Source organism: Microbacterium sp., assembly GCF_052099035.1.
In the GTDB taxonomy this organism is placed as follows: domain Bacteria; phylum Actinomycetota; class Actinomycetes; order Actinomycetales; family Microbacteriaceae; genus Microbacterium.
In genome coordinates, this window is record NZ_JBQDSX010000143.1 from 1 (window position 1) to 3,069 (window position 3,069).

The following is a 3,069-nucleotide window of genomic DNA, read 5'->3' on the forward strand; positions in this document are numbered from 1 at the left end:
TGCTCGCCGACGTCGTCGACCGCATCGCCGACGGCACGGCCGAAGCCCGGCCCCAGCGGGGCGAGGAGTCGCTCGCGCCGAAGCTCACGATCGACGACGGCCTGCTCGACTTCACGCGCAGCGCTGACGAGGTGCTCGCCCGATTCCGCGGCGTCACGCCCGAGCCCGGGGCGCACACGCGGCTCGCCGGAGAGCGGTTCAAGATCCATTCGGCGACGCGCGGCGAGGGATCGCTCGCGCCGGGCGCGGTCGCTCCCGCTCAGGGCGGAGTGTTGGTCGGAACCGCGACCGACGCGATCTTCGTCGACCGAGTACAGCCCGCCGGCAAGGCGGCGATGGCCGCCGACGCCTGGTACCGCGGCCTCCGCGGCGACGTGGAGCTCGGATCATGAGCGGCCGCCCCGACCCGCGTCGGCGCCGCGATGCGCCCCCGACGATCGTGCAGCGCTCCCGTGAGGTCGCGTTCGCCGTCATGCACGCTGTCGATGCCGACGACGCGTATGCGAACCTCCTCCTGCCGATCGAGATCGATCGCGCAGGGCTCTCGCCGGCCGATGCGGCTCTCGCGACCGAGCTCACCTACGGCACGCTGCGCGGCCGCGGCATGTACGACGCCATCATCCGGATTGCCGCGGGCCGCGAGCTCGACGAGATCGACCACGGCGTGCTCGACGCACTCCGGCTCGGCGCCCACCAGCTGCTCGCGACGCGCGTTGCGCCGCACGCCGCCGTCAACGAATCGGTCGAGCTGGCGCGCCGGTCGTCGGGCCGGAGCGCGACGGGCTTCGCGAACGCGGTACTTCGGCGCATCTCGCGCAACGACCTCGACGGCTGGCTCGACCAGGTCAGGGCCCTCGCCCGCAGCGACGACGAGGCGATCGGCTGGACGAGCTCGCACCCCGTGTGGATCGTGCGCGCGATGCGCCGCGCCCTGCGAGCCGAGGGTCGGGAGCACGAGCTGGAGGAGCTGCTCGCCGCCGACAACGCGTCGCCGTCGGTCACGATGGCGGCCCTGACGGGTCTCGCCGAGCCGCGCAGCCCGCGCACGCGCTTCTCGCCGATCGGCTTCCGCGCGCCGTCCGGCGATCCGGAGCCCCTCGTTCGTTCCTCGGGCGGCGCGATGCGTGTGCAGGACGAGGGATCCCAGCTCGTCGCGCTCGCACTCGCTCGCCGGGCGCCCGTCGCGGGGGAGCGGTGGCTCGACCTCTGCGCCGGCCCCGGCGGAAAGACCGCCGTCCTGGCGGCGGAGGCCCGCAACGCGTCGGCGCTGCTCGAGGCGAACGAGGTGATCCCGGCGCGGGCCGGTCTCGTGCGCCGCGCGCTGGAGGCGATCCCCGAGACCATCGAGGTGCACGAGCGCGACGGGCGCGACCTCGCGAGCGAGAACGCGGGCGCGTTCGACCGGATCCTCGTCGACGCCCCCTGCACGGGCCTCGGCGCGCTGCGCCGGCGTCCCGAGGCGCGCTGGCGCAAGTCGCCGCAGGACGTCGCCGACCTCGTCGAGGTGCAGACGGGCCTGCTCGACCGCGCGATCGACGCGCTGAAGCCAGGCGGCGTCGTGGCCTATGTCACGTGCTCGCCGCATCCGGCCGAGACGACCGGTGTCGTGCGCGAGATCCTCGATCGTCGAGACGACGTCACGCTGCTCGATGCCGCCGCCTCCCTACAGGCGGTCGCACGCGAACCGCTCGACCTCGCCGAGCGCGCGGACGGGCTGACGACCGCTCAGCTGTGGCCGCATCGCCACGGCACCGACGCGATGTTCCTGGCGCTGATCGAGCGTCAGTAGCCCCAGGTGACCGGCAGGTCGGCGTCTGCGAAGTCGACCGAGGGGCTCGCGAGGTACGGGCCGCCGTAGATCTGATCGCGGCCGGAGCCCGAGGCCCCCGACCAGTCTCCCGTGAACACCACCTCGGCGGAGAAGAACGCATCTTCCATGACGAGCGGCGCGGATGACGATGCGGTCGGCTCGAGCGCATCGATCTCCGCCCAGGACTCATCGCTGATCGTGCGCTCGATGGTGCCGTCGATGAGGGAGTTGTCGCCCTGCAGCCCTGGCGTCACCGCGAGCTCGCAGCCGGCGTCGAGCGCGGCCGACGACAGGCACTCCTCGGCGGAGGCGCGCACCCGGCTGCGGAACTGAGCAAGCCCGTCCTCCGTGAGCGTCGGCTCGTGTTCGTGCGTGTAGGCGTACGCGAACCCGGTGGTCGCGATGACCGGAACGCCCGCGAGCTCGACGTAGTCGGCCGACGTCGCGAGCTCGTACACGCCCGGCACAACCGAATAGATCGAGCCCGACCCCGTCGCGGCGACCGCCCCGTTGACCGTGATCTCCATGTCGCCGAATCCTCCGTCGAATGTGAGCAGCGGCAGGTCGAGGTCGACCGCACCGTCCGTGGAATCGCGGTCGGTCGTGTCGACGCCGATCTCGTAGACGAAGGCCTGATCGCCGAGCCGGTAGCTGATCTCGACGTCCTGAAGGCCTGCGGAATCGTCGGATCCGATGGCCGTGACGGACGTCTCGGAGAGCGGATGGCGCTCGAGCATCTCCGCCAGGACCTCGTCGGTGATGAGCGAAGCATCGCCCGTGAGCGTGCTGCCGATCATGCTCTGGACCGCGTCGCCGTCGGCCGTGCGGATCGCCTCGAGGAAATCGTTGCCGACTTCGATCGCCCGCTCCGCGGGAGCAGCCTCCTCGATGATGTCGGCGGGCACCGCCTGCGGCTCATCGTTCGGTGTCGTCGCGTTGAACGAGGTGAACACCCCGTATCCGACGCCCGCGATCACGAGCACGGCGACCGCGACGATGATCGTCGTGCGGATGCCCGTGCCGGAACGGTGGGCGCTTCGGGGCCGCTTCCGGTTCGCGAGCTCCGTCTGCGGGCGGGAGCGAGCCTTCTTCTGACGCGGCTGCGACGGTCGCGGCGCGCCGATCGGGTGCGCTGGCGTCATCGACGCGTGCGTCGTGCGCGGCTCGTGCCGCGGCTGCTCGGTGGCGGTCTCGTCTGCCTGTTTCTGCTCGACCGGCGTATGTTCCGCGGGGGCCTGCCCGGTAGCAGCCTCGCTGCG

At 72.1% G+C, this 3,069-nt stretch carries 2 protein-coding genes and 1 pseudogene; 2 read left to right on the forward strand and 1 reads right to left on the reverse strand.

Translation table 11 applies throughout. The annotated features are described in order from the left end of the window. Positions 1–392, forward strand: a pseudogene (locus ACTIAO_RS17515) (methionyl-tRNA formyltransferase); the annotation flags it as partial. Beyond that, complete coding sequence (locus tag ACTIAO_RS17520) at positions 389–1,789, forward strand: RsmB/NOP family class I SAM-dependent RNA methyltransferase (RefSeq protein WP_441907335.1); 1,401 nt, start codon at positions 389–391, stop codon at positions 1,787–1,789. The pseudogene ACTIAO_RS17515 and the gene ACTIAO_RS17520, both read left to right, overlap by 4 nt. Here the strand turns inward: ACTIAO_RS17520 and ACTIAO_RS17525 are convergent. Then, positions 1,783–3,069: hypothetical protein (locus ACTIAO_RS17525; RefSeq protein ID WP_441907336.1), on the reverse strand; the 1,287-nt coding region annotated here is incomplete at its 5' end. The genes ACTIAO_RS17520 and ACTIAO_RS17525 overlap by 7 nt on opposite strands.

Excerpts from the sequence above, each read along its gene's own strand:
- ACTIAO_RS17520 (WP_441907335.1), top strand. The coding sequence starts at position 389 with ATGAGCGGCCGCCCCGACCCGCGTCGGCGCCGCGATGCGCCCCCGACG.